The 22,614-nt window shown below is 59.0% G+C and carries 21 protein-coding genes and 2 pseudogenes; 11 read left to right on the forward strand and 12 right to left on the reverse strand.

The features are described from left to right. Window positions 1–285: 285 nt before the first annotated feature. From JJB09_RS26935 to JJB09_RS15245, 3 genes are all read left to right on the forward strand, one after another. Complete coding sequence (locus JJB09_RS26935; protein ID WP_281431836.1) at window positions 286–408, forward strand: hypothetical protein; 123 nt, start codon at window positions 286–288, stop codon at window positions 406–408. Window positions 409–1,026: 618 nt separating this feature from the next. Further along, window positions 1,027–2,124, forward strand: coding sequence for a carboxynorspermidine decarboxylase (gene nspC / locus JJB09_RS15240; RefSeq protein ID WP_201659805.1), 1,098 nt, complete (start codon window positions 1,027–1,029; stop codon window positions 2,122–2,124). A gap of 39 nt (window positions 2,125–2,163) precedes the next feature. After that, a complete protein-coding gene (locus tag JJB09_RS15245; RefSeq protein WP_201659806.1) occupies window positions 2,164–3,405 on the forward strand; it encodes a saccharopine dehydrogenase family protein in 1,242 nt (413 codons plus the stop codon). Between the two features lie 93 nt (window positions 3,406–3,498). Here JJB09_RS15245 and mnhG read toward each other — a convergent pair whose 3' ends face one another. From mnhG to JJB09_RS15275, 6 genes are read right to left on the reverse strand one after another with little or no spacing between them, the layout of a single operon-like run. After that, the gene (gene mnhG / locus JJB09_RS15250) at window positions 3,499–3,858 is read right to left on the reverse strand and encodes a monovalent cation/H(+) antiporter subunit G (protein WP_201659808.1); all 360 of its coding nucleotides are present in this window, start codon (window positions 3,856–3,858) and stop codon (window positions 3,499–3,501) included. Next, entirely contained in the window at window positions 3,855–4,136 is a 282-nt protein-coding gene (locus JJB09_RS15255; RefSeq protein ID WP_201659810.1) for a K+/H+ antiporter subunit F, read from the reverse strand. Before JJB09_RS15255 ends, mnhG begins: the two co-directional genes overlap by 4 nt. Beyond that, the gene (locus tag JJB09_RS15260; protein ID WP_201659812.1) at window positions 4,133–4,609 is read right to left on the reverse strand and encodes a Na+/H+ antiporter subunit E; all 477 of its coding nucleotides are present in this window, start codon (window positions 4,607–4,609) and stop codon (window positions 4,133–4,135) included. The genes JJB09_RS15255 and JJB09_RS15260 overlap by 4 nt, the downstream gene beginning before the upstream one ends. 1 nt (window position 4,610) lies before the next feature. Further along, on the reverse strand, window positions 4,611–6,239 hold the full coding sequence (locus JJB09_RS15265) for a monovalent cation/H+ antiporter subunit D (protein ID WP_201659814.1): 1,629 nt from the start codon (window positions 6,237–6,239) through the stop codon (window positions 4,611–4,613). Then, the gene (locus JJB09_RS15270) at window positions 6,236–6,574 is read right to left on the reverse strand and encodes a Na+/H+ antiporter subunit C (protein ID WP_201659816.1); all 339 of its coding nucleotides are present in this window, start codon (window positions 6,572–6,574) and stop codon (window positions 6,236–6,238) included. Before JJB09_RS15270 ends, JJB09_RS15265 begins: the two co-directional genes overlap by 4 nt. Then, window positions 6,574–9,492 carry a monovalent cation/H+ antiporter subunit A gene (locus JJB09_RS15275; protein ID WP_201659818.1) on the reverse strand — a complete coding sequence of 973 codons (2,919 nt, stop codon included), beginning with the start codon at window positions 9,490–9,492 and terminating at the stop codon, window positions 6,574–6,576. Before JJB09_RS15275 ends, JJB09_RS15270 begins: the two co-directional genes overlap by 1 nt. 73 nt (window positions 9,493–9,565) lie before the next feature. On the opposite strand from JJB09_RS15275, the gene JJB09_RS15280 reads away from it, so the two are divergent. The 5 genes and pseudogenes from JJB09_RS15280 to JJB09_RS26645 form a co-directional block, all read left to right on the forward strand. After that, a complete protein-coding gene (locus JJB09_RS15280; protein WP_201660310.1) occupies window positions 9,566–9,892 on the forward strand; it encodes a helix-turn-helix domain-containing protein in 327 nt (108 codons plus the stop codon). 619 nt (window positions 9,893–10,511) lie between these two features. Then, a complete protein-coding gene (gene repA, locus JJB09_RS15285) occupies window positions 10,512–11,690 on the forward strand; it encodes a plasmid partitioning protein RepA (RefSeq protein ID WP_201659821.1) in 1,179 nt (392 codons plus the stop codon). 83 nt (window positions 11,691–11,773) lie between these two features. After that, a complete protein-coding gene (repB, locus tag JJB09_RS15290) occupies window positions 11,774–12,760 on the forward strand; it encodes a plasmid partitioning protein RepB (RefSeq protein ID WP_201659824.1) in 987 nt (328 codons plus the stop codon). 156 nt (window positions 12,761–12,916) lie between these two features. Then, window positions 12,917–14,236, forward strand: a complete 1,320-nt coding sequence (gene repC / locus JJB09_RS15295) for a plasmid replication protein RepC (protein WP_201659828.1) — start codon at window positions 12,917–12,919, stop codon at window positions 14,234–14,236. 59 nt (window positions 14,237–14,295) lie between these two features. Continuing rightward, window positions 14,296–14,385 (forward strand): annotated as a pseudogene (locus tag JJB09_RS26645) (3'-5' exonuclease); the annotation flags it as partial. A 23-nt stretch (window positions 14,386–14,408) separates the two neighbouring features. On the opposite strand, the pseudogene JJB09_RS26650 reads toward JJB09_RS26645, so the two are convergent. From JJB09_RS26650 to JJB09_RS15325, 6 genes and pseudogenes are all read right to left on the reverse strand, one after another. Further along, window positions 14,409–14,609: pseudogene (locus JJB09_RS26650) on the reverse strand (DDE-type integrase/transposase/recombinase); the annotation flags it as partial. A 55-nt stretch (window positions 14,610–14,664) separates the two neighbouring features. Next, window positions 14,665–15,810, reverse strand: a complete 1,146-nt coding sequence (locus JJB09_RS15305) for a site-specific integrase (protein ID WP_201659830.1) — start codon at window positions 15,808–15,810, stop codon at window positions 14,665–14,667. After that, a complete protein-coding gene (locus tag JJB09_RS15310; protein ID WP_201659833.1) occupies window positions 15,800–16,216 on the reverse strand; it encodes a type II toxin-antitoxin system VapC family toxin in 417 nt (138 codons plus the stop codon). Before JJB09_RS15310 ends, JJB09_RS15305 begins: the two co-directional genes overlap by 11 nt. Next, window positions 16,216–16,455 carry a type II toxin-antitoxin system Phd/YefM family antitoxin gene (locus JJB09_RS15315; RefSeq protein ID WP_201659836.1) on the reverse strand — a complete coding sequence of 80 codons (240 nt, stop codon included), beginning with the start codon at window positions 16,453–16,455 and terminating at the stop codon, window positions 16,216–16,218. The genes JJB09_RS15310 and JJB09_RS15315 overlap by 1 nt, the downstream gene beginning before the upstream one ends. 386 nt (window positions 16,456–16,841) lie before the next feature. Next, window positions 16,842–18,461 (reverse strand): AMP-binding protein, encoded by a 1,620-nt coding sequence (locus JJB09_RS15320; RefSeq protein ID WP_201659839.1) that lies wholly within the window; start codon window positions 18,459–18,461, stop codon window positions 16,842–16,844. Window positions 18,462–18,475: 14 nt separating this feature from the next. Further along, window positions 18,476–19,543, reverse strand: a complete 1,068-nt coding sequence (locus JJB09_RS15325; protein ID WP_201659842.1) for a phosphotriesterase family protein — start codon at window positions 19,541–19,543, stop codon at window positions 18,476–18,478. A 123-nt stretch (window positions 19,544–19,666) separates the two neighbouring features. On the opposite strand from JJB09_RS15325, the gene kynU reads away from it, so the two are divergent. The 3 genes from kynU to JJB09_RS15340 are packed head-to-tail and all read left to right on the forward strand — an operon-like array spanning window position 19,667 to window position 22,496. Then, window positions 19,667–20,899, forward strand: coding sequence for a kynureninase (gene kynU, locus JJB09_RS15330; protein ID WP_246748745.1), 1,233 nt, complete (start codon window positions 19,667–19,669; stop codon window positions 20,897–20,899). Between the two features lie 15 nt (window positions 20,900–20,914). Beyond that, entirely contained in the window at window positions 20,915–21,721 is an 807-nt protein-coding gene (locus JJB09_RS15335) for an SDR family NAD(P)-dependent oxidoreductase (RefSeq protein ID WP_201659845.1), read from the forward strand. 16 nt (window positions 21,722–21,737) lie between these two features. Next, complete coding sequence (locus JJB09_RS15340; RefSeq protein WP_201659847.1) at window positions 21,738–22,496, forward strand: SDR family NAD(P)-dependent oxidoreductase; 759 nt, start codon at window positions 21,738–21,740, stop codon at window positions 22,494–22,496. Window positions 22,497–22,614: the final 118 nt, after the last annotated feature.

Consider the following 22,614-nt stretch of genomic DNA (forward strand, 5'->3'; position numbering starts at 1 on the left):
TTTTCGAGGAAGGCACTCGACAGTCATGAAAGCACTTTTTTCTTTTTTTTCAGCTATTTGACTTTCACGCTGAACTGTCCCATCATCCCGCAAATGAACAACACGGCCTTTCTCATAGGCACTCTCCAGGTGCGGCTTCAAATAGGCCCTTAGCCCTGGTTCGAACCGTTGCATTGGCAACGTCGGGCCAGGGGACCTTTCTCACCCACTATTTCTCATAGGCAGATACGGTCCTGTGTCGCGTTTGACGTGGCAGGGCTTGTGGCTGCCGGAAAGGTACCTGCAATGGCCAAACGTATAGGCAATCGCGAAGCTCGCAAGCCAAAGAAACCCAAGGAAAAGAAGGCGGAATCCGGCTCGGTCTCAGCACTGAGCCCAAGCGGTTCCAACCTGCGCAAGGGTAAGTAAGGACGACTTTGTTTCCTTCTCACGCGAAGCTGGCCGGCATTGCAGACTGCATTGCCGGCCGCCTTCAAGAGAACCGCGAATGCCTTGACTTACCGGCACATTACTTTAGGACAGCGGCATGTTGGCATTGCATTTCCATATGAGACGGGAGCCTCTGCGTCTCAAAACCGGATCATAGCCCGGGCGCGACGCCTCGTTCGCGGTCGGGAATTATGTTTGCGCCGCAGCCCTCTCCATACGCTGCGAAGATGAAACCGACATCAGGAGCAATCCACCGCTGCCCTCCCCTTTGCGACCAAGGGTTCTAGACGCATGCTGGATTGGTTCGTCACACGGGCCACTATGAGACAAGCAAGCAACTGGTATGCCGACACGCTCCGCAAGCGTGAGCGCGCGCGAGCGTTTGGAAAAGATTTTTCGTCGACGGGGGGCCTTGTGGATCTTCGTGGGCTTGGACTTTGCGATGTCTCTTCTGCACTGCACGCCATGGATCGACGGATCCCCCGGCGCAATCGGGCCCGCTTCGGCCTTTTCTGCCCCCTCTTGGAAGACTAGGCCTGCGAGCATCCAGCCTGGATGAACGAAAACTCCTTCGGCAATAACGAGATATCAGCCCCCATGATCCAGACCCCCTACTACCTCATCGATAAGGCAAAGCTGCTCCGCAACATGGAAAAGATTGCCTATGTGCGCGAAAAATCCGGCGCCAAGGCGTTGCTGGCTTTGAAATGCTTCGCCACCTGGTCTGTCTTCGACTTCATGCGAGAATACATGGATGGCACTACCTCGTCGTCGCTCTTCGAGGTCCGGCTCGGTCACGAGCGGTTTGGCGGTGAAACCCATGCCTATAGCGTCGCTTATGGTGATAACGAGATCGAGGAGGTTGTCGCCTGCGCCGACAAGATCATCTTCAACTCGATCGGTCAGCTTGAAAGATTTGCCGGCAAGGCGGATGGGATTGCCCGTGGCCTGCGCCTGAACCCGCAAGTGAGTTCCTCGAGTTTCGACCTTGCGGACCCCGCACGCCCCTACAGCCGGCTTGGAGAATGGGATGTCGCGCGGGTCGAGCCGATCATGGATCGAATCAACGGCTTCATGATCCACAACAACTGCGAGAACAAGGATTTCGCCTTGTTCGACCGCATGCTGACGCAGATCGAGGACCGGTTCGGGTCGCTGCTCGGCCGGGTTGATTGGCTCAGCCTCGGCGGTGGCATCCACTTCACGGGTGAAGGCTATCCGGTCGATGCGTTTTGCGACCGCTTGAAGTCATTCTCGGACCGCTATGGGGTTCAGATCTACCTGGAACCTGGCGAAGCTTCCATCACCGGTAGCACCACGCTCGAAGTCACCGTGCTCGACACGCTGTTCAACGGCAAAAACCTCGCCATCGTCGACAGCTCGATCGAAGCTCACATGCTGGACCTGCTGATCTACCGCGAATCCGCGAAGGTTTCCCCCAACGAAGGTCCGCACAGCTACATGATCTGCGGGAAGTCCTGCCTTGCAGGCGATATTTTTGGCGAGTTCCGCTTTGCCGAGGAATTGAAAGTGGGCGACCGCATCTCGTTTCAGGACGCGGCCGGCTACACCATGGTCAAGAAGAACTGGTTCAACGGCGTAAAAATGCCGGCGATCGCCATCAAGGATCTGGACGGAAGCGTCAGGACAGTCCGCGATTTCACCTACGCGGATTATGAACAGAGCCTCTCATGAGGCTCTGCGATACACGGGCATAAGGAGATATCCCCTCAAATGAAAAAGAACGTTCTCATCATCGGCGCCGGTGGCGTAGCACAGGTCGTGGCGCATAAATGCGCCCAGAACAGCGATGTATTGGGAGATATTCACATTGCATCGCGCACCGTCGGCAAGTGCCGCACGATCGTCGAATCGGTCCTTCAGAAAAAGAGCCTGAAGAGCGATGTGAAACTGGAAGCACATGCACTGGACGCCATGGATGTCGAGGCCACAAAGGCCCTCATAAAGAGCACCGGCGCCCAGATCGTCATCAATGTCGGCTCTGCATTCCTCAACATGTCGGTGCTGCGCGCCTGCATGGACACCGGCACGGCCTATCTGGACACGGCCATTCATGAAGACCCGAACAAGATCTGCGAAACGCCGCCGTGGTACGGAAACTACGAATGGAAGCATGCCCACGAGTGCAAGCAGAAGGGTGTCACCGCCATTCTTGGCGCCGGCTTTGATCCAGGCGTCGTCAACGCTTACGCACGTCTTGCCAAGGACGAGTATTTCGACAAGATCTCAGCTGTCGATATCGTCGACATCAACGCCGGCAGTCACGGTCGGTATTTTGCCACCAACTTCGATCCGGAAATCAATTTCCGGGAGTTCACCGGTGTCGTCTATTCCTGGCAGAACAATCAGTGGCAGACGAACAAGATGTTCGAAGTCGGCAAGGAATTCGACCTGCCGGTTGTCGGCAAGTGCAAGGCTTACATGACCGGCCACGACGAGGTCCATTCCCTGTCCAAGAATATGGATGGCGCCGACGTGCGTTTCTGGATGGGCTTCGGCGACCACTATATCAACGTCTTTACAGTGCTGAACAATCTTGGACTGCTGTCCGAAAAGCCGGTGAAAACCGCCGAAGGTCTTGAAGTCGTGCCGTTGAAGGTCGTCAAGGCCGTGTTGCCCGATCCGTCATCGCTGGCACCTGATTATCAGGGCAAGACCTGCATCGGTGATTTCGTCCGCGGCACCAAGGACGGCAAGGAGCGCGAGATCTTCATCTACAATGTGGCTGACCACAAGGAAGCCTATGAGGAAGTAGGCTCCCAGGGCATCTCCTACACTGCCGGGGTGCCGGCTGTTGCTGCGGCTATGCTAATCGCGACCGGTGAATGGGACGTCAAGCAAATGGCCAATGTCGAAGAACTGCCGCCCCGGCCATTCCTCGCCATTCTGGACCGGATCGGCCTGCCCACCCGGATCAAGGATTCCGAGGGCGATAGGGCCTTGTCATTCGAATAGAAGGTTTGCGGCCGGTTAGCCGGTGCACTGTCGAAATCAAGGAAGGTCGCGCAGGTTGCTGTCTGCGCGACCTTTCACACATGAATTTCAGGGTCAGTCGCTACGCGCCGGCTTCTTTGGTACGATGTCGTTGTCTTCCGCCCTGTCTCGATGGAGTGCCGCGCGGGCCAGCAGCATATAGGTGACTGGGGTAGTGACAGTGACAAAGGCCCATATCAGGATTTCGTGAGCTACCGGTCGCGACGCGAGTACGCTGAAGAAGATGATCGATGCCACCATCACTCCGCCGGTGCCCAGGCTGGTACCGAGCGTGGCCGGGTGAACACGCTGGTAGAATGTCTTCATCTGAAGCAAGCCGATCGAGCCGAGCAGCGCGAACCCGGCGCCTCCGATCAGGCAAATCGAGATCAGAACGGCAACCCATGCCGGAATGTCGGCAGCGGCATTCGTCATTCGACGACCTCCCCGCGCATCAGGAATTTCGCCAGCGCAACCGACGACACGAAGCCGAGCAACGCAATGACGAGAGCGGCCTCGAAATAGATGGTGCGGCCGCTGCCTATGCCGAACGTCACCAGAAGCAGCATTCCGTTGATATAGAGTGTATCGAGACCCATGATCCGGTCCTGCGCGCGCGGCCCGCGGATCATCCGTAACGTGGCCGCGGCCATGGCCGCAAGCAGCATCAGTTTGGCGATCGAAACCGAGGCGAACAAAATGGTGGCGCTCATGCGAATATCTCCAGCAGCAGCTTTTCGTAGCGGTTCTTGAAGTGATCGCGCCAGTCCGTCGCGTTTTCGAGGCTGGCGACGTGGATAAGTACCGTCCTGTCGTTGGAGTTATACTCGAGCCATGCCGATCCGGGTGTCCCTGTTACGATCATCGCCATGACCGAGAGTATCACGCCGCTGCCACTCTCCACCGGCAGCGTGACGAAGCCGGGCGGGTGGGGGCTTCGCCCGCCCCTCAGGACGGTGCCCGCGACATTCAGATTGGACAGGAGGACATCCCATAGAACGATGCCAAATAGCTTCGGCAACAGGTACCACTTGGCAAATCTGGGTTTTTCCGGTCGTAGCGCGGCGAGCGACCACGAGGCGAATATACCCACCAGCGTGCCAAGCAGGATATGCCCTGGCGTGACGCGGTTGAGAAGCAGCCACATCAGAACGATCGACACGGTCAGCAACGGATAGGGCAGCATCTCAGTCCGTTTCCTTTCCCGCTTCAAGCGTTTCCGCTTTCGGCACCGCGGCGGCGTCTCGCACTGCCCCGATATAGTTCGCCGGATTGGACAGGGCATGGATCGTCTTGTCCATATATTCAAGCGCAGGTCCCGCGCGCAACGTCAGGGCTGTCGTCAACGCAAGCAGGAAGATGATTGGGGCGATCTCGATAATCCGAACGCGCGGCACCGTGCCTTCGATAGAGCCCCAAAACGTCCGCATGCCTGCGCGGGTCATGGAGATCAACGATGCCACGCCCGAAAGAATGATCAGGATGGCGAGCATCCACACGGCGGGAGTCGGAGACACCCCGGTTGTGCCCGTTCCCATCATCACCGAGAGCATTGCGAACTTGGCGATGAAGCCGGAGAGCGGCGGCAGGCCCGAAAGCAGAATGGCGCAAGCCGCAAAGCAGGTGCCGAGTACGGCGATCGTGCCTGGCATGCCAGTGCCTTGCTCCTCCTCGGGATCCTCCTCGTCTCCTTCGCCATAGGCCTCCATGGTTACGGCAAGCACGTTCGCGCCCGCATCCTGGCCACGTTCGACCAACTCTATCAGCATGAAGAGAGCGCTGATCGCCAAAGTGGAACTGACAAGATAAAGCAGCGCGCCCGAGGAAATCGTCCCTTCGTTGATGCCAATCACCGTCAGCAGTGTACCGGACGAGACGAGAACGGAAAAACCGGTCAGCCGGGTCAGCGCCTGCGAGGCAAGCACACCGATGGTCGCATAGACAAGCGTTGCGATTCCGCCGAAGAGCAACACGCTGGAGCCGAATCCCGCAGAGGGCCCATCCGCGAAAAGCAGCATGGTCAGGCGCAGGATGATGTAGATGCCGAGTTTGGTCATGACTGCGAATATCGCCGCGATGGGGGCGGAAGCTGCACTGTAAGCAGCGGGCAGCCAGAAGCAGAGCGGCCACATGCCAGCCTTGATGAGAAATGCGACGCCGAGCACTCCGGCTCCCGCTTCCATCAGCATCCGCTTGTCCGCGCTCATCACCGGTATGCGTTCTGCGAGATCGGCCATGTTCAGCGTTCCGGCGGTGCCGTAGATCAGGCTGACCCCGATCAGGAAAAGCAACGCCCCCGCGAGGTTGACGGCGATATAGTGCAGTCCCGCCTTTACCCGCAGCGGCCCTGACCCGTGCAGGAGCAACCCGTAAGAGGCAGCCAGCATCACCTCGAAGAAAACGAAGAGGTTGAAGAGGTCGCCCGTGAGGAATGCTCCGTTGAGCCCCATCAATAGGAGCTGAAACAGAGTGTGGAAATGGGCGCCCACGGCGTGCCAGCGGGCAAGCGAGAAGACGAGGACAGGTACCGCGAGCGATGCCGTGAGCAATATCATCAGCGCCGATAGTGGATCGAGAACGAGCACGATGCCGAACGGAGCGATCCAGTTTCCCAGAAGATAGACGTTCTCGAGATTCTGCTGGCCGCTCTGCATGGCGAAGAGGATCAGTGCAACACAACCCAGCAGGAGCGTCGACCCGAGGCTTATGAATGCCTTCAGCGTGCGGCGCCGTTCGTCGAAGAACAACAGCAATGCGCCAGAAACCAGGGGAATGAGGATGGGGGCGATGACGAGATGATGAATCCAGCCGATCATTTCGGGTCTTCCCTTCCATCGACATGATCAGTGCCGGTCAGCCCGCGCGACGCAAGCAGCACCACAAGAAACAGTGCGGTCGTGGCAAAGCCGATGACGATGGCAGTCAGGACGAGCGCCTGCGGAACGGGGTCAGTCAATGCGGTATTTGGCACCCCGTCGGTCACGATCGGCGGGACATTGCTCTTCACGCCCCCGACCGAAAAGATGAACAGGTTGACGGCGTACGAAAGCAGGGAAAGGCCGATGATGACCTGATAGGTGCGCGGCCGAAGGATAAGCCAGACCCCGCAGGTCGTCATGACGCCGATAGCAATGGAGAGTACCAGTTCCATCACGCTTCCTCCTTCTTGGCGGCGTCGATGGCCTGCAGACGATTGATGCGGATCGACTGATGCGCCAGGGCAACGAGGATCAGCACCGTTGCCCCGACGACCAGCAAGAACACGCCCAGATCGAACAGTAGCGCCGTAGCGGCCGGTACCTTGCCGATTATCGGCAGTTCCAGGTATTGGAAATGGGACGTCAGGAAGGGGTAGCCGAACGCCCAGGCGCCTGCGCCTGTCGCCGCCGCGAGCAATAGTCCTCCACCTATCCAGCGTAGAGGCTGTATTCGTATCCGATCTTCCGCCCAGCGCGTCCCGCCCGCAAGATATTGCAACAAAAAGGCGATCGACAGGGTAATGCCTGCGGCGAAACCCCCTCCCGGAAGGTCATGGCCTCGCATGAAGACATGCACCGAAAATGCGATGACGAAGGGAAACAGCCACTGCATCATCACCGAGGGAACGAGCAGATAGTCGCGGACTGTGTCGCCTTCCGCCCGATCGGGCTGCTCCATATCAAAGCGATTTTGTAGCTGTTGCTGTTCCGGTCGGCTCATGCTGTCGGCCGCCGGGCGGAACCGACGCAGCAGTCCATAGACCGTCAGCGCCACGATGGCGAGAACGGCCATCTCGCCCATTGTATCGAAGGCGCGGAAATCGACGAGGATGACGTTAACGACATTGCGTCCCCCACCCTGAGTATAGGCGTTGTCGAGAAAATAGTTCGCGATCGCGTCGGGAACGGGCATCATCATGACGGCATAGGCCATGTAAGTCATGCCGGCTCCGCAACCGATGGCGAGCAGCAGGTCCCTGAAACGGCGGTAGCGCGATCGCAAATCGACCTCGTCGCCAAGCTTTTCCGTGCGCTTGGGCAGCCAGCGAAGGCCGAGCAGGATGAGAACCGTCGTGACCACTTCCACCAGCAACTGCGTGATCGCAAGGTCTGGCGCCGAAAGCCAGACGAAGGTAATGCAAACCACGAACCCTACCCCGCCCAGCATCACAAGCGCCGCCAGCCGATGATACTTGGCGAGGTATGCAGTGGCACACGCCAGGCATATGCCGACCAGCCAGAGTGCCACAAACGCGGGATCATATTCCTTTGGCAGCGAGATGGCCGGGTCGAAACCGGAGAAATAGAGTGGCACCAGCGCTGCAAGGAACCCTGCAGCCACCACAAGTCGAAGCTGCGGCTGGAGGCTGCGCGTGCCGATCCATTTTTCGAGGGACCTGGCCCAGCGCCAGGAGACTTCCACCAGGATGCGCTCGAAAATGCGTTGACCGCCCAAATGCCGGAAGAACGGAGGGCCGTCGTCGCAGCGTGAGAGGTATCCACTGATGAAGTAATAGAGCACCGCCCCACCGACGAAGGCGATCGTGCTCATCAGCAGGGGAATCGTGAACCCGTGCCAGATTGCCAGGCTGTACTGCGGCGTCTGGTCGCCCAAGACGCTTTTGACGGCGGTGGCGAGAAACGGCCCGATGGTCAACCCCGGCAGCACCCCAACGACAAGGCAGATGACGACCAGGAATTCGACCGGGAAGCGCATCCAGCGGGGAGGCTCGTGTGGATGTGGATTGGGCAGGCTGTCATTCACGCGCCCGAAGAACACCGTATGTATGAGACGCAACGAGTAGACTACGCCGAACGCGCCCGCGAGCACCGCCAGATACGGAAGTGCCCGGTCAAGGATGGAATCGGCATGGGTCTCCACGGCCTCGGCGAAGAACATCTCCTTCGACAGAAAGCCGTTCAACAGCGGGACGCCAGCCATGGCCGCACTTGCCACCATGGCCAGTGTTGCGGTCACCGGAAGAAAACGGAAGAGTCCGCCCAGCTTTCGCAAGTCGCGCGTCCCGGCCTCGTGGTCGATGATACCGGCCGCCATGAACAACGATGCCTTGAATGTAGCGTGGTTCATCATGTGGAAGATCGCGGCAACCGTGGCCAGTGGGCTGCCGAGGCTGAGCAAGGTGGTGATCAAACCGAGATGACTGATCGTCGAATAGGCAAGCAGGCCTTTCAGGTCTTGCTGGAACATCGCGAAATAAGCGCCGAGTACGAGCGTCGCGATGCCCGCCAATCCGAGGATCAAGAACCATTCATAGGTCCCGGAGAGCGCCGGATAGAACCGCGCCAACAGGAAGACGCCCGCCTTGACCATGGTGGCCGAATGCAGGAAAGCGGAAACCGGGGTCGGGGCCGACATGGCGTTCGGCAGCCAGAAATGGAACGGAAACTGCGCGCTCTTGGCCAGGGCGCCGAGCAATATGAATATCAGCGCAGGCAGATAGAGTTTGTCACTGCGGATTGTATCGCCGGACGCGAGGATCGTATCAAGATCGTAGCTCCCGACGATGTTTCCGAGAAGCAGCAAGCCGATGAGCAGGCAGAAACCGCCGATACCGGTGATCGTCAGCGCCATGCGTGCGCCATCGCGCGCGGCTGAGTTGTGGTTCCAGTAGCTGATCAGCAAGAACGAGAATATGCTCGTCAATTCCCAGAAAATCGACAGCAGGATCACGTTGCCCGAAACAACGATGCCCAGCATGGCGCCCATGAAAGCAAGCAGGAACGAGAAAAAACGCGGAATAGGATCGTCGGGCGACATATAATACCGCGCGTAGATCACGACGAGCAGGCCGATACCTGTGATCAGCGACGCGAACAACCAGGCGAAGCCATCCATGCGAAGCGTGAAGTTGAGGCCGAGCTGCGGCAGCCACTCACTCTCGAAGCGGATAATTTCGCCACTCTCGATGGCTGGATAGAGCGAGGCGATGATTGCGAACGAAGCGAAGGTTGTGACCCCGGCTACCCAGGCGGGCAACGCGCGCGACCGTGTCTGCAAAAGCAGCACGCCGACCAGACTTCCGATGAACGGCAGGACCAAGAGCAATAGGAGGTATGGTCCTGAAGTCATCCCAATGTAAACTCTCCCATGGGTTCAATATCTCGAGATTGGCGCTGGAATGCGACCACAAAACTATCTGGCAATGCAATCAGATTTACGCTATATAGCCGATGTTAACCAATATGGGCGACATTTGGCGATGGGTCAAGTCGAACGGCAAATGATTTTGACACCGGCGCTCTGTCGGGCGGCCCGGGGGTTCCTTGACTGGACCCAGTCCGAGTTGGCGGCGCATTCCGGTGTGTCGCGCAGCACTATCCGCGACTATGAAGGCTACCGCCATGAGGCGCACCGGGCAACCGAGGCGCAATTGCGCTTGGCGCTGGAGCGCGGCGGGGTGACTTTCATTGGCATGGAAGATGGCAACCTCGGTCTTTTTGGCGAACCACCCCGTCCGCTGCCCGTTTGAACCTTCAGCCACCTGAGCAGCTCCGACTGTCTTCAAAAAGGGTCGACTGTGATGTCGCCCATCCATGAATGCCCCTTGTCGGGTGCGATGTAGGGGCAAGTCATCGCGTCTTCTCTCGGGCACGGCATTCGGACACCTGTGGGCTGGCGCCTCGTCGGCTGGTTCTAGCTTTGCTCTCCCCTCCCCCACCTCGGCAAGTTAGCGTCGGTGGTTCCGTCCTCAGAGACGATCAAAGCAGCAGGTCGTTCCTTGTCTGCGCGTAGACATGCAGCTAACTCGGCGAAGTCTCTGGGGTGGTTGAGTACAGAGGCGGTAACCATGTGGTAGGCTTGTAAGCAGGCGTGGGCGTCAGATGTGGGCCGATCGGTTCCAACCGGAAGCGAGATTCCTGGGGAATACCCCTGGGATCAAACCGCAACCAGTCAGGCGTCCATGTTCAGCTAAGTGTATGACGTATATTGCTAAAGTGTGAGTGCTGCCCTTGGATTTGTCGTGATCTTAGAATTGCTGTTAACCTTTTGTTAACCCTAATCTTCTTGCCAGATGCAGGGAATCGGATAACAGTGACGATAATTTGCAGGTTTCAACCAAAATATCGTGACTAAGGGCATCTGAGAGAATGAACGTGACAAGGCCAGTTTCAGAGCGATTACTGAGTTTTGCCGACACAATCCTGGAACAGGGCGGCGAAATTTCAAGCAAGCTCGATATGCTGCGATTCGAAAAATTTCCTCCGAACGCACAGAAGACGCTGCGTCAATTCTCACTTGGAGAAGTAGCTGAGTTTGTGGGAGTCTCCCAGAGCTATTTGAAAAAGCTCCACCTTCAAGGCAAAGGCGTTGAGCCGACCGTGACCTCGACGGGTCGGCGCTATTACACCGCTGATCAGATGAACGAGCTGCGGTCGCTTCTCGATCGTGTACCGCACAGAAAATCCGGGGAAAAGCTCCAGGTCATTGCCGTCGTGAACTTCAAGGGCGGCTCGGGCAAGACAACGACTTCGGCTCATCTTGCTCAGCATCTGGCGCTGAAAGGCTACCGTGTTTTGGCAGTCGATCTCGACCCGCAGGCATCAATGACTGCCCTGTATGGCATTCAGCCTGAACTGGATGAAAAGCCCTCGTTTTATGAAACCCTTCGGTATGACGGCGAACGCAAGTCGATTTTGGAGATCATACAGCCGACGAACTTTCCGAACCTCGATATAATCCCCGCCAATCTGGAGTTGCAGGAATATGAGTATGAAACTCCGCTCGCAATGCAGCGTAAAGACTCGACCGAGGGTAAGCTATTCTACACAAGGATCGGCGCGGCGCTGACCGAGGTCGATGACCGCTACGACGTTGTGGTAGTGGATTGCCCTCCCCAGCTTGGCTATCTGACGTTGACGGCCCTTACTGCGGCAACGTCCGTCCTCATTACCGTTCATCCGCAGATGCTGGACATCATGTCGATGTCTCAGTTCCTGTTAATGCTGGGCGATATCCTCAAGAGTATCGAATCCGCAGGCGTTACCGTGAGCCTCGATTGGTTCCGATACCTGGTTACGCGCTATGAGCCGATGGATATTCCACAGCAGCAGATGGTCGGCTTCATGCAATCCATGTTTGCCCGGCAGATGATGAAGAACCATATGGTGAAATCAACGGCTGTTTCGGATGCCGGTCTGACGAAGCAGACGCTCTACGAAGTGGAGCGCTCGCAATTTACTCCGGCCACCTATGATCGCGCGCGTGAGGCGATGGACCTTGTTAATTCTGAGGTTATCGAGTTGGTGCGCCAGGCTTGGGGGCGATAACATGCAGGGAAAATTGTCAGCCGTACATATCGCGTTTTATTGTAACGTTTTCACTATGTTAAGCGAGAATTGGGGTGGATTGAATGGCTCGTAAGGATGTCTTCCTCAACATAACCAGTGGAGACAGTGCTAGGCCTGAAAGGAAGGCCACGCCTGGATATGCAAGCCGAGGCGCCTCCCGATCGATGATCAGTTCGCTCGGAGAACTCGCAGAGAAAGCTGCAAAGGCAGAGCAGATCCTGCAAGGTGAAGCAATCGTCGAGCTGGATCCGAAGGAGATCGACGCTTCGTTTGTTTCCGATCGTCTGGACGACGATGAATTGGCATTCAACGAACTTGTCGAGGCTATCCGAGAGCGCGGCCAGGATACGCCGATTCTGGTCCGCCCCCATCCAACTGACGAAGGCCGCTATCAGATCGTTTTTGGTCATCGACGCGTGCGGGCCGCAAGAATTCTCGGGCGACCCGTTCGAGCAGTTGTGAAAGCGATCGCTGACGTTGATCATGTGATTGCCCAAGGGCAGGAAAACTCGGCGCGCGAGAACTTGTCGTTCATCGAACGGGCCATGTTTGCTCAGCAGTTGCTGGAGCTCGGCTACGAGCGGCGGACTATTGAGCTGGCGCTGTCGATTGATCCGCCGATGCTTACGAGGATGCTGTCCGTCGCGGGCAGGATTCCGACTGAAATCTCGACCGCGATCGGAGCAGCAAAAGGGGTCGGACGTGATAGATGGCTTGAGCTGGTTCAGTTGCTTGAACAGCCCGGCAACATGGTGTTGATGCGAACGCTCGTGTCTAACGGGGGCTTCGCCCAGGCATCTTCCGACCAACGCTTCGAGCAGGTGTTCACCGAACTCAAGAAGGCGAGGAAACCCGCAAAGCGGACCGCTGTGGCGACGGCATGGCAGCCAAACGATGGCGCCCTGACCGCAGAGTTCAAGAACACCGGCAAGAGCTTCTCGCTTTCCCTGAAGGCGAAGAATGCCGGAAAATTTGGAAAATTTCTCACAGAGAATCTGGATCGCCTCTACGAGGAGTTCCAGACGAGAGAGAGAGTGCAAGGAGACTGAGAGCCGCAAAAGAAAAAAGCCCCCGAACGTCACCGTCGCGGAAGCTTTCCTCATAGTCTAAGCAGCTTGAGAATCGCATTTCCACGAATCGCTGTCAAGAGTCTTTGGCGTCGTTTTGGCGGGCGGATTTCTTTTGCCTTTTGAAAGGTGAAGAAGATGCAGACTGGAAATGTGACGACGCCTTTTGGGCGGCGGCCGATGTCGCTTGCCATGTTGGCAAATCAGACCAAGGCTGGAAATATCGACGTGGCGAAAGCCACCGACAAGTGGCGGCTGTATCGTGCGCTCTGCGAGGCACGGCTACGGCTGGGCGTGACCGATCGGGCCATGGCGCTGCTGAATGCGCTTTTGAGTTTTTATCCGCACACCGAGCTTTCGGTGGAGAACGGCCTGATCGTTTTTCCATCCAACGCCCAGCTGTCTCTGCGCGCCCACGGGATGGCCGAACAGACGATCCGCCGGCATCTCGCCGGGCTGATCGACGCCGGGCTGTTGACGCGCAAGGACAGTGCCAACGGCAAGCGCTATGCACGCCGGGATGGGGCAGGGGATGTCAACGAGGCTTTCGGGTTCTCGCTGGCACCGCTTCTGGCGCGTGCCGAAGAAATCGAGGCGATCGCCAGCCAGGTCGTGGCGGAACGCGTCGAATTCCAGCGGCTCAAAGAGCGACTGACGATCTGCCGTCGCGATGTGTCCAAACTGATCATGACCGCGCTAGATGAACAGGCGCCGGGTGACTGGCAGGCGATGCATCTGCATTTTCGCGCGCTGGTCGATGCGCTCCCCCGGTCTCCGTCGATGCATCAGGTTGCCGAAACCCTCGACGAGATGGAACTGTTGCGCGAAGAAGTGGTCAACAGATTGGAAATGCAGATCAAATCAGAAAATCATAGCGTCAATCCCCTCCAGAATGAGCGGCACATACAGAATTCAAAACCCGAGTCCATATCTGAACTTGAACCTCGCTTCGACACGAAGCTGGGGCGCGATCAGCATGTCAAAACCACCGACGCGCCTGAAGCACCTGACGTAATTGTAAATGAATACCCTGGAGGGGAGGGGAGATCGGATCCGGAACCTATGCGTCGCAGATGGCGTGAGCCGCAGGACGGGGCTGCCGCGGCGGCGGGGCGGTCGTTCCCACTGGGCATGGTGCTTCAGGCCTGCCCAGATATTGCCATGTATGCTCCCGGCGGGGCGATCGACGGCTGGCGCGATCTGATGGGCGCTGCGGTCGTGGTACGCTCCATGCTCGGGGTCAGCCCGAGTGCTTACCAGGAGGCCTGCGAGGTGCTGGGCGCCGAAAATGCGGCAACGGTGATGGCCTGCATTCTCGAAAGGGCAGGGCACATCAATTCGGCCGGCGGTTATCTCAGGACGCTGACGGAGCGGGCGCGGAAAGGAGAATTCGGGCTTGGACCGATGCTGATGGCTTCGCTCAAGGCAAATGGCGGCAACGCGCGGAAGGCGGGGTAGGGCGTCAATCCAATGGCTGCGAGATGTCCGCGCTGACCTGGAATCATAATGCTGCTCGACGGGGCACCAAGCTCGGCTATCTCATCGGCCAGTCCCCAAATTTTCACGACAGGCATCGTGCGGTGCACGACTGTTTTGGGTTCCTGGAAGGGCACTGCAACGTTAACCGAGCAGCGATCAAACCGGCGATGGTTCGCCAAGCCGTGTTGATTGATCGGAAACCATCGATATCAGGCATGTTCTTCTTCACCCGAAAATGGTCACTCACGATGCCTTGCTGGAGATTCTTGGTGGCATAGTGGACCAGATCTGGATGCAGGAGCCGTTCATCACCCGCCGTTTTAATCGTCGAGGGAAAGGTATTGGCTCCATCGCCAGATTTGGTCATCGATTGAGAAACTTTGCACCCAGCAAGCGTTGTCGCTTCATCAAGGCAACAAGCGCGCGGCGCGCCCGGTTCGCCGCGTCGCATTGTTGTAGTAGCTGGACGCCTGCTGCACGGAGCGATGCCGTGACTGTTCCATCGCCTCGGGAAGCGGGACGCCGCGGTTGGCAGCTTCTGTGAGGTAACCGGATCGCAATCCGTGGGCGGAAAACTCCCCAGCATCCAGCCCGGCCATCGCCACACGCTGCTTGACAATGTCATTGACCGCCTTTGGGTCCAGCGCCCGGCGGGACACATTGCCCCAGCGATCGATCGATCGAAACACGCTGCCGCTGTCGATCTTCGACGCCGCCAGCCAAGCGTTTAGGGCGTCGACCGGCCGGCCGGTCAGATAGACGACCTCGTCGTGTTCGGCCCCACTGGTTTTGGTGCGGCCGAGATGGATCGAAAGAGAGGGCAGGGGAGCGCCACCATCGACAGTGACCGGTGCTTCGATCGTCAACTGCTCTTTGCGCAGACCAGCGATTTCGCTCCGCCGGCGGCCGCCCGAGGCAAAGCCGACCATCAGGATGGCCCGATCGCGGAGATCACGAAGGTTATCGCCCGCACAGGTGGCAAGCAGTTTTGCCAGAACATCGCCGGTCACGGCCTTGGCACTCCTGCGGCGACGTTGGCGTGGTGTCGCGCGGACAGCGAGACGGATCGCCGATTTGAGGGCGGGGGAGGCGAAAGCGCCTTCGAGACCGCGCCACTTCGTCAGCGTCGACCAGCTGGCGAGCCGCCTGCGCACCGTATCTGGCGCGTGCGGGCCGAATGATCTCAAGAAACCGTCTTCACGGAGCGTCTGGTCGATCCCGGATGGCATGCCATGATCAGGATCTGTCTCGCGCCGACGAGGATCCCACAAGTGGTGGGCCACGAACTTAAGCAGCAGCGCTTCTGGCGCCGGCCAGGGGAGGGGGGCGCCAATTGCGGCGAGCGACCAGGCTTCCAGGTAGGCGAGGTCCGAGGTCAACGCCCGCAGCGTGTTTTCGCCCATGCCTTCGTTAACCAGATGGCGCAGCGTCTCGACATCCTGGTCGGTGAGCAGTTCGGCGAGCTTGTCGCGCCGGTCGATCGGCAGTACGGCGGCGATCGTGTCGAGGGTCTCAGCCCGAGCCGAAATGTTTGAAGAGCGATCAGTCTCCATGGGCAAAAGGCCCCAGTATAGCGACACCTTCTTTGCGGGCCGCAGCCGCCAGCTTTCTGTCGAGGGTTGCCAGGGGTGCGGTGCGGTTGGTAGCCAGAGCCAGATAGGCTGCGTCGTAGGCGCTCAGCGCATGATTGGCCGCCAGAAGAAGGATTGCGCCGTCGCTGCCACTGCCTGCGTCGTCAAGCGGCAGGCGCCTGACCCGCTCCATGCCGAGCAGCGCGCTTCCGGCAGCGATCCGGCCACGCCGCTCGGCCATCGCCAAAATATTGCGGACTTCGAACCAGAAGAGGGATGGGACAGGGCAGGGTTCTGGTATCGACGCGATCACCGCCTCGGCGGCTTGGCTATATTCCTCCGGCAACAGCCATGCCGCTACCATGGACGCATCGATGATGAATGCCATTACCGACGACCTTCGCCCCGCCAGGACATCAGTTCGTCATGGGAGGAAAGCAGCGCTTTATCGCGGGCCACGCGAACCTCGTTCACAAGCAGTTGCAGATCCGTCTCCTTGCGGATGCGCGAGAGACGGGCAATGGGATCGTTGCCTCGCGCGATGATCACGTCTTCGCCGGCCTCGACGCGGGCCAACAACTCGGACAGATGGGTTTTGGCTTCGGACACCTTGACGGTGGTGGTCATGATACGCTCCTGCGGGCTTTGTTTGGCGGAAGATACGACCGATAAACAGGTTGGTCAATCAGCAAACCATATCACTTCCGATAAGAGGTACTTATCGGTGATAAGAAACTATTTCGGCGATACCATGCACTGACGTACGGTAACCATCATATAACATTCGTACACTGAATAAATAACAATAAAAACAAAGTGTTATCACATTAAGAGGATTTCCAATCCGCTGGGTAAGCACTACATCGTCTCGCAGCGCGCAGACCCTTTTTTGCATCGCAGTGATTGGATGTTTCGATCGGACTGCGGCCTGGAGGATGCCTCCAGACGGGTGAGTTAGGGCTCCACATCTTGCGCCGCCGTTCCGGTGGACCGATAGCGTGACAGCATCCAATTCATGTCTGATTTTTTAATCGAAAGCGCTGGATCTTGCCTGACTCGGTTTTTGGTAGCTCCTCGGCGAAGACGATTGAGCGGGGATATTTGTAGGGTGCGATCATCGCTTTGACGTGATCCTGTAGGTGTTTGACCAGGTCTGGGTCGGCCGTGGCACCGGCCGCGAGCACTACATAGGCTTTGACGATTTCGCCGCGCGCGTGGTCGGGCGCGCCGATGACGGCACATTCTTGTACTGCCGGGTGAAGCAACAACGCCGCTTCTACTTCCGGACCCGCAATGTTGTATCCTGCAGACAGGATGATGTCGTCAGATCGGGCGGCGAAATGGAAGAATCCATCTTCGCTCTGGATGAAGGAATCGCCGGTCAGGTTCCAGCCGTCGCGCGCATAGTCTTTCTGTCTGATATCATCGAGATAGCGGCATCCGACCGGCCCCCGCACCGCCAATTGTCCTATCGTGCCCCGCGGCACCTCGCGCATGTGTTCATCGACCACTCTCGCCTGGTATCCCGACAGCGGCCGGCCTGTGCAGCCGGGCTTTTGCTCGCCGAGCCGATTGGAAATGAAGATGTGGAGCATTTCGGTGGAGCCGATGCCGTCGATGATCGGCCGTCCGGTCGTACGCATCCAGTCCTCGAAGACAGGACCGGGTAGCGTCTCGCCCGCCGAGACTGCGACGCGCAGCGACGACAGGTCGGCGCCCTCGCCGTGTGCAGCAATCATCGCCCGATAGGCGGTCGGTGCGGTAAAGCATATGGTTGCCTGGTATTTCTGGATGATCTCGATGAGGTTCGGCGGCGTGGCATTCTCGATCAGAACGGCGCTGGCGCCGAAACGTAAGGGGAAGACCGCAAGCCCACCGAGTCCGAACGTAAAGGCGAGCGGCGGCGAGCCTACGAAGACATCGTCTGTCGTCACTTCAAGCACCTCGCGCGCATAGGCGTCGGCAATGATGAGGATGTCGCGATGGAAATGCATCGTGGCTTTCGGCACGCCGGTTGAGCCGGACGTGAAGCCCAGGAGTGCGACATCGTCGCGGCCTGTTTTCACGGCGTCGAACTTGACTGGCTTGTCGAGTGCGGCGCGGTCGAGCTCGGCATCATGATTGGCCGTACCGTCGAAGCCGACCACCGTCCTGAGAAAATGGCTGTCCTTGGCACAGGCCTGCAAGTCGTCCAGTAGCCTGGTGTCGCATAGCGCGAGGGTAATCTCGGCCTTGTCCACGATCTTTGCCAGTTCGCCGGCACGCAGCATCGGCATGGTGTTGACCACCACGGCGCCCGCTTTCGTAGCTGCCAGCCAGCAGGCCACCATTGCCGGATTGTTGGCGGAACGGATCAGCACTCGGTTGCCAGGTTCGAGCCCGAAGTTTTCCACGAGCGCATGCGCGAGCCGATTGGTCCAGTCGGTCAATTCCTTGTAGGTGCGTTTGCGCCCATTGCCGATGAGCGCAATACGATCGCCAAAACCCCGCTCTACCATCCGGTCGGTCAGTTCCACTGCGGCGTTGAGCCATTCGGGATAGTTGAAGGTACCAAGATCTATGTCCGGCCATAGTGAAAACGGCGGCAGGTTGTCGCGCGCGAAGCTATCCGAATGTCCCGTCGGTCCGAGCATGTGCATATCCCTTGTTAGCCAGCAGAAGCATTCTCTGCCGCGAAGCAGAGCAGCCTTGCCGGGTTGTCGACCATCAAATTGGTGAGCCTGTCCTGTCCGATCCCGGCGGCGCGGAACCGCGGCGCGAGGCTGTCAAGGATATGGGCGAGCCCGTGACCGCCCCAGTTGCGCTTTCCGGTCTGGTAGCAGACGTCCTGGGAAATCAGCAGTTGCCCGATGTGGCCGCGCTCGATCAGCGTCGCCAGTTCGGCGATCCGCTGGGTGTCGGTGGGCAACTGGATATAGGCTTCGCCGAAGGCAAAGACACCTTCCGAACCGAACGTATCATATTCGAGCCAGAGTCCCCGGGCGAGCAGCCGCTCCTGATAGGCGAGGTCGTCGCCGGAACCGTCCTGGTGGCAGAGAACGAGCTTGTCGATCTCGCCGCCCTCCTCAAGGTAGATGGCGATCAACTCGTCGGTGAGCGGGCGGAACGACGGCAGGATGCCGGACATAACGTGGAGGAAACAGGGCGCCGATGTGCGCGACTGGGCACGGGCGGCGGCGCGCAGGCATTTCAACTCGAGGTCCGTGGCGGTCTCGATGGCTATCTCGCCGATCGCGCCGCGTCGGATACCTTCACGCCCGCCGCGCATGATGTCATCGACCAGATGCTGTGCAAGCTCCTCGGTGCTGGCCTCTCGAACCCAATCCGGCAGGGATGCGTCGATGTAAAGCCCAGTGGCTGCGATGACGTTTACCCCGCTGCGATCGGCCACTTCCTTGAGGCCACTGGCATCGGCGCCCAAACCGACACCAGTGAGATCGACGATGGTGCGCCCGCCGGACTTCTTGAACCAAAGTGCCTCTGCAGCAGACTGGTCGAGATCCGTGCCCTCCAGATTGACCTTGTATCCGGCCGGTGTCCTGAGCAGGCGCCAGCGATCCGCCAGCGCCGGCTGTTGTGCGGACAGCTCGCCTTCATCGGCTGCGGCGACATAGCGGCAGCTGAAGTCGATCAGCAGATGTTCGTGCGGAAGGGTAATGCCCATCTCCGCAGGTCGGATCAATCCGTTCACGGTGATCGCGCATTTTCCACACATGGCAGGCCTCCACCGACGACAATCTGAACTTGCCGCTTGATTATATATAATGTACTGCATTATGCATAGTGCGAAAGCAGACGCAATGGCGATATGCAAATGGACGAGTGCAAAGGAGCAGTAATGCGAATGACGAGGGCCGACGTTCAGGCACTGGACAGGGAAGATCTTTTCGCGCCGTTGCGCAACGCGTTCGAAATACCCGAAGGCGTCATCTATCTCGATGGCAACTCGCTGGGGCCGATGCAGGGCGCCACCCGGCGGCATGTCGCAGATGTGGTCTCGCAACAGTGGGGGGAAGGCCTGATCCGCAGCTGGAACACGCATGATTGGATCGACCTGCCGACCAAGATCGCGGGAAAAATCGAAGGGTTGATCGGTGTGCCCAAGGGGACAGTCGCGGTCTGCGATTCCACATCGATCAATCTTTTCAAGGTTCTTGCCGCGGCCCTTCACGCTCGGCCATCACGGCGTGTTATCCTCTCCGAGCGCAACAACTTCCCGACCGACCTGCATATTGCACAGGGCCTGATCGATTTGCTGGCGGACGGCTACGAGCTGAGGACCGTGGCTACCGACGAGCTGGCGGATGCAATCAACGACGAGGTTGCCGTAGTTTTGCTGACGGAGGTCAATTATCGCACCGGTCGGCGTCTGGATATGGCAGAATTGACACGTCTGGCCCATGCCGGCGGGGCTCTCACGATCTGGGACCTCGCACACAGCGCGGGCGCCTTCAAGGTCGAACTTGCCGCGGCCAACGTCGATTTTGCTGTCGGCTGCGGCTACAAGTTCCTGAATGGCGGCCCCGGCGCTCCGGCCTTTGCCTATGTGGCGCCCCAACATATCAAGGATCTTCGGCAACCAATCACCGGCTGGTTCGGTCATGCGACGCCGTTCAACTTTGTCGACGACTATGCGCCGGCCCCCTCGATCGAGCGGATGCGGGTAGGCACGCCGCCGATTCTGTCGTTGGCAGCGCTGGATTCGGCACTCGATATTTTCGACGGCGTCGACATGCTTGCCTTGCGCGCCAAGGCTGATCGGCTGTTCGAGATTTTTTCGTCGGTCGTGGTGCCGGAATGCCCGGAACTCGAACTGGTAACGCCGCTCGCTCCCAATCAACGTGGCAGCCAGATCGCCTTCCGCTTCGAGGAAGCTTACGCGGGAGTGCAGGCACTGATCGCCCAAAACGTCATCGGCGATTTTCGTACCCCCGACATCATGCGCTTCGGTTTGACGCCGCTTTATCTCAGCCATGAGGATGTCTGGCAGGCAGCCCACGTGCTGGTGAAGGTGATGCGGGACAGGCTTTGGGACCAGCCGGCCTACAGGGTCAGGGCAAAAGTCGTTTGAATGGGAGTGACAACGATGACAACAACCGAAGAAGCTGACGATCGCACATCCGAAACTACCCGCATGCTGGCCTGGGAGCTTCGCCGGTTCGAGGGTCGAACCGCCTTTGTAACCGGTGGCGCCTCGGGAATCGGCCGCGCTACTGCACTGCGTCTCGCTGCGGAGGGTGCAAGCGTCTGGATCGTCGACCGCAACGCTCCGCCTGCAGATGATGCCGTGCTTCAGGTCGCCCGTTACCTGCCGCTTGATGTATCCGACGAAGCGATGGTGGCCAGCACGATCGACAATGTCATCGCAACCGATGGGCGGCTCGATGTGGTGGTCAACGCCGCCGGCATCGCCATTGCCGGCACCACCCAGGAGACGTTGGTTGCCGACTGGAACAAGACCGTTCTGGTTAACCTCAATGGTACGTTCCACGTCACGGCGGCGGCAATGCGGGCCATGCGGGGTCACGGTGGTTCGGTGGTCAACATCGCCTCCGACGCCGGTCTCGTCGGCCAGCACGGGCAGGCGGCCTATTGCGCGAGCAAGGGCGGGGTCGTGCAGTTCACCCGCGCCGCGGCGTTGGACGGTGCAGCCGATGCGATCCGGGTCAACTGCGTCTGCCCTTGTTTTGTGGAAACTCGGCTGGTCCAGGACTGGATCGCCGCGCAGCCGGATCCGGCAGCGGCACGGGCGGCGGCGGAGGCAGACCAGCCGATCGGGCGCATGGGCAAGCCCTACGAAATAGCTGCGGCCGTGGCATTCCTCGCCTCGGACGAAGCCAACTTCATCACCGGCATCGCGCTCGCCGTCGATGGCGGCACGACGGCGCGATAGAACGGAGAAGACGAAAATGGCCAGACGTCTGCAAAATAGAACAGCCTTCGTGACCGGCGCCGGCCGCGGCATCGGACAGGCAATCGCCGAAAGACTGGCGCAGGAAGGCGCCTTCATCATCTGTGCCGACATCGACGGAAGCGCCGCGGCGGCCGTCGCGGCAAGCCTGCCGAATGGCGGAGTGGGGATCAAGGTGGACGTCGCCGACGAGCAGTCCGTCGAGGCCGCGATGGCCGAGGCGGTTGCTCGTCGCGGCGGCCTCGACATCCTCGTCAACAATGCCGGCATTGCCGGGCCGCAAGAGCCGGCAGGCACGACCACGCTCGATGGCTGGCGCCAAACCATAGAGGTCAACCTCACCGGACCGTTCCTTTGCTCGCGGGCGGCACTGCCACATCTCGACAAGAGCGGCGGGGCGATTGTCAACATCGCCTCGGCACTGGCGCTGGTGGGCTGGACGAACGAATGCGCCTATGGACCAACCAAGGCCGGCGTGGTGCAGCTTACGAAGGGGATGGCGCTGGATTATGCAGGCCGGATTCGCGTCAATTGCGTCTGCCCCGGCGCGGTGCGGACGCCGATGATCGTCTCAGTGCTGCCAGACAATTCGGATCTCGAGCCGACGCTGGCTGAGTATGGCAAAATCCACCCCCTGCACCAGCGTCTTGCCAAGCCGCGCGAGATCGCCGACGCCGTTCTCTTCCTGGCATCTGATGATGCGTCGCTGATAACCGGCGCCGTACTGGCAGTCGACGCAGGTTTTACGGCCGGTTAAAGCCGCTGCGCATGGAAACTGTTCATACAGCCCTGCCCAGTCCGGCTTCAACGTCAACAAAATGGCCTTTGCAAAGCGCAAAGGCCATTTCAGTGCGAAGTGGAGCACATTGTTGATA

The organism is Phytoamicus setariae, assembly GCF_016722925.1.
GTDB lineage: Bacteria > Pseudomonadota > Alphaproteobacteria > Rhizobiales > Rhizobiaceae > Rhizobium_E > Rhizobium_E setariae.